We start from the raw sequence: 3858 nt of genomic DNA, 5'->3' as shown, positions 1-3858 counted from the left end.
TGCAGCCGTATTCGCAGGTGCAGTTAACGAGCTCGCGTCCCTTAATTTCCCAAGGCGTCATGACAACCCCCATAGGCTTCAATGGCTGAGATGGTCAGTTTACCTTCCTGCCGAAGGGCTGGCCAGCAGAGCGTGACGCGGCGTCGCTTCGGTGCGGGATGACGGGCGCTAGCTAGGCGTCCCCAAGCCCCTTGGGACACATCCAGTGCTCGATCCTCCCCGATCCGGCCGTGAGCTTGCGCCAGCCCGCCTTGAGGCGCACCGAAGCGACGGCCGCGGTCGGCAGGGTCTTGTCACCCCCCGGCAGTGTACCGCTGCCCCGGACCAGGTATTCGAGCAGCTCCTCGAGACCGGGGTTGTGGCCGACGAGGAGCACGAGCCGTCGGTCCACCGGGCAGTCGGCCAGCACCGCGATCAGATCGGCGCGTGTCGCGTCGTAGATACGCGGCTCCCACTGGATGGCCTGTTTCCCGATGTCAAGCACCTTGCACACCTTCGAGGCCGTCTCCTGCGCCCGGCGCGCGGGCGAGGTGAGCACCAGGTCCGGGACGAGGCCCTGGGTGCGCAGCCACTCGCCCATGCGCGGGGCATCGCGCTGGCCGCGTTTGGCCAGCGGCCGGTCGAAGTCGTGCTCGCCCGGCGTCCCCCTGTCGGACTTGGCGTGCCGCATGATGAGGAGCCGCCGCCCCTTCGATGGCTGGTCCATGGTATCGTCAATCGGCAGAGCGCCGGGCTCGCCCCACGCGTACGGTATCATATACTCAAAGTTCCATTCGGCAATGCCCCCTTCCGAGACCAATGCCCTCGAGATCCGGGGGCTTTGCAAGACCTACGGCAACGGCCGGCAAGCACTCAACGGCATCGACCTCACCGTTCGGCCCGGCGACTTCTTCGCATTGCTCGGCCCGAACGGCGCGGGCAAATCGACCACGATCGGGATCGTCACGGGGCTCGTCAACAAGACCGCGGGCAGCGTCCGGGTCTATGGGCACGACACCGACACCGCGCTCGAGGCGGCCAAGGCGGAGATCGGGCTCGTGCCCCAGGAGATCAATTTCTCGCAGTTCGAGCCGGTCATCGATATCGTCGTGAACCAGGCGGGGTACTACGGGATCGGCCGGCCGCTGGCCCGCGAGCGCGCCGAGAAGTACCTGAAGAAACTCGGGCTCTGGGAGCGCCGCCATGACCGCTCGCGCACGCTCTCCGGCGGCCTCAAACGCCGGCTCATGATCGCGCGCGCCCTCGCCCATGAGCCCCGGCTCCTGATCCTCGATGAGCCCACGGCCGGGGTGGATATCGAGCTTCGGCGTTCGATGTGGGATTTTCTGCGCGAGATGAACCGGGCGGGGACCACGATCATCCTGACGACCCATTATCTCGAGGAGGCCGAGACCTTGTGCCGCGACATCGCCATCATCGATGGCGGGAATATCATCGAGAACACCTCCATGAAAGAGCTCATCGCCCGGCTCAACACCCAGACCTTCGTCCTCGACCTCGGCTCACCGATCGCGGCGGCGCCCGTCACCGACGGCTATCGTTTCCGGCTCGTGGATCCCTCCACCCTGGAGGTCGAGGTCAACAAGGCGCTCGGCATGAACGCGCTCTTTCGGCATCTATCGGAAATGGGGATCGAGGTGCAGAGCCTGCGCAACAAGGCCAATCGCCTGGAGGAGCTGTTCATTCATCTCCTCGACCGGAACAATGGTTCGGATGCCCCGGCCTAGCCCGCGTTTCGATCGCTACCTCGTCGCCTACAAGACCATCGTGGTCAAGGAGGTGAGCCGCTTCGCGCGGATCTGGCTCCAGACCATCCTGCCCGCCGGGGTGAGCATGAGCCTCTACTTCATCGTCTTCGGCCAGCTCATCGGCCCGCGCATCGGTGAGATTGCGGGCTACCCTTATATCCAGTACATCGCCCCGGGGCTCATCATGATGTCGGTGATCACGAACGCCTATTCCAACGTGGTGTCCTCGTTTTTCGGATCCAAGTTCCAGCGCCACATCGAGGAGATGCTGATGGCGCCCATCCCGAGCGCCATCATCCTCGCGGGTTTCGTCACCGGCGGCATGGTGCGGGGGCTCCTGGTCGGGACGGTCGTGACCGCGGTGGCGCTACTCTTCACCGAGCTTAGCGCGCACTCCTACCCGGTGGTCGCGGCCACCATCGTCCTGACCTCCGTGCTGTTCTCGCTCGGCGGGCTCATCAACGGGATCTTCGCGCGCAACTTCGACGACACCTCGATCATCCCGGCCTTCGTGCTCACGCCCCTGACCTACCTGGGCGGGGTGTTCTACTCCATAGAGCTATTGCCGCCGGTGTGGCGATCCGTATCCCTGGCCAACCCCGTGCTCTATATGGTGGATGCCTTCCGCTACGGGATCCTGGGGGTGAGCGATGTCCCGATCGCGCTGGCCTTCGCCGTCATCGTGGGCTGCGTCGCGGTCCTGTGGTGTTGGAGCCTGTATCTGCTCAACCGCGGCGTCGGGATCCGCAGCTGAGATGCGGAAAGAAGGTTTTGCTAGTGTTATAATGTACGTAATGAAGCTCAGCCAGCGCTCAAAGAGATATCTCGGTCGGCTATTGATCGTTGTGGTGCTCGGACATTTTGGTCTGGGCCACCGCGATGCGTCTGCCCTGGTCCTGTGTTTCGGGGCGGACGGCCATGTGGCGGTAGAGCCGGTGCATACCCCTCATGCGCCGGCCGATCAAGCTGCTGTGGCGGCGCATGCCATTGAAACGGGCGCCCAGGCCGAAACGGCCTGCGAAGGGCCGTGCACGGATTTCCCCGTGATAGCCGAGGACCACGGGGCGCACAAACCCGCTGTCGGTTCCGAACGCGCCTCACTGGACGCGGCGCCGGCGATGGGTCGTGAGCTTGATTTCCTTCGATGAGATAGTCCACAAATTGGCTCTCTCACCCGCCCATTCTCTTGTCATCGATTCCAGGCTCTCCGCCCGCCGCAGCATCGTCCTCCTCATCTAGCGCCGCATCAAGTCGCACCCCGCCCACCCGGGGCGGGTCCAGTCATACCCGTGCCCATTGCCGCGGCTATTGCCACGCGCGGGATTTCCTTTTCCACTTGCTCCAGAGGAGTCGCTCCATGTCCTCACGATCGCTGATACGGGCCGGTCTCGCCCTCGCGGCCGTGCTCGTTTGGTACACGGCCGCCGGTGCCGAGCCGCTCGACGGGGGGTTGAACGACCCAGGGCCGCGCGCCCCGGGATCGGAGATACCGGGCCAGGCAGTCGCTCAAAGCCCAGTGGGTTAGCTGACCCTCCGCCAGGCCGTGGCATTGGCCCTGGTCGGAAACCCGGAGCTTGCGGTGTTCTCCGGGGAGGTCCGTGCCCGCGAGGCGGCGATACTACAGGCGCGCCTCTTGCCGAACCCGGAATTGAATGTGACGGCAACCAATCTCGGCAACGACGTCCTCCGGGATTTTGACGGGCCACAGGCCACGGTGAGCCTGTCCCAGATCATTTTAATGGGCGGCAAACGCGCGGCCGGCGTTCGGGTCGCGGGGCTCGACCGGGATCTGGCGGCCTGGGACTACGAGGTCAAGCGGCTCGATGTCTTGACGCGCGTTGCCCAGGGCTTCGTGGTGGTGCTCCAAGCGCAACAGGGACTCGTGCTCGCGAACGACCTCGTGGCACTGGCCGAGCGGGGACGCAGGTTCCAGGCACGTGATCGCGAACCGGGGCCTCACCAAGAGTCGCGCGCCCTCTCAGAGGGAGGTATAACCCTAAGTTGTGGATGGGAGACATGAGAGAGGCGGCGTATCCTTCCGCGTGAATCAAACGCGACGCCGGCCTAGGCCGGTGGAAGGAGACGCCACCGATGTTGAAGATAGTCGAGA

6 protein-coding genes are annotated in these 3858 nt (G+C 64.7%); 5 read left to right on the top strand and 1 reads right to left on the bottom strand.

Annotated elements, in window-relative coordinates; all coding sequences use genetic code 11:
• Positions 1–172: 172 nt before the first annotated feature.
• A complete protein-coding gene (locus M3461_18330) occupies positions 173–706 on the bottom strand; it encodes a histidine phosphatase family protein (protein MDQ3776164.1) in 534 nt (177 codons plus the stop codon).
• Between the two features lie 73 nt (positions 707–779).
• Between M3461_18330 and M3461_18325 the strand changes: the two genes are divergently transcribed.
• From M3461_18325 to M3461_18305, 5 genes are all read left to right on the top strand, one after another.
• Positions 780–1727, top strand: coding sequence for an ABC transporter ATP-binding protein (locus tag M3461_18325; protein MDQ3776163.1), 948 nt, complete (start codon positions 780–782; stop codon positions 1725–1727).
• A complete protein-coding gene (locus M3461_18320) occupies positions 1714–2502 on the top strand; it encodes an ABC transporter permease (protein MDQ3776162.1) in 789 nt (262 codons plus the stop codon). The genes M3461_18325 and M3461_18320 overlap by 14 nt, the downstream gene beginning before the upstream one ends.
• A 40-nt stretch (positions 2503–2542) precedes the next feature.
• Positions 2543–2896, top strand: a complete 354-nt coding sequence (locus M3461_18315) for a hypothetical protein (protein MDQ3776161.1) — start codon at positions 2543–2545, stop codon at positions 2894–2896.
• Between the two features lie 209 nt (positions 2897–3105).
• Positions 3106–3273 (top strand): hypothetical protein, encoded by a 168-nt coding sequence (locus M3461_18310; GenBank protein MDQ3776160.1) that lies wholly within the window; start codon positions 3106–3108, stop codon positions 3271–3273.
• 24 nt (positions 3274–3297) lie between these two features.
• Positions 3298–3768 (top strand): TolC family protein, encoded by a 471-nt coding sequence (locus tag M3461_18305; protein ID MDQ3776159.1) that lies wholly within the window; start codon positions 3298–3300, stop codon positions 3766–3768.
• The last annotated feature ends 90 nt before the right edge of the window (positions 3769–3858 follow it).

This window comes from Pseudomonadota bacterium, assembly GCA_030860485.1.
Taxonomy (GTDB): Bacteria; Pseudomonadota; Gammaproteobacteria; order JACCXJ01; family JACCXJ01; genus JACCXJ01.
This window is presented reverse-complemented; position numbering and strand designations above follow the sequence as displayed.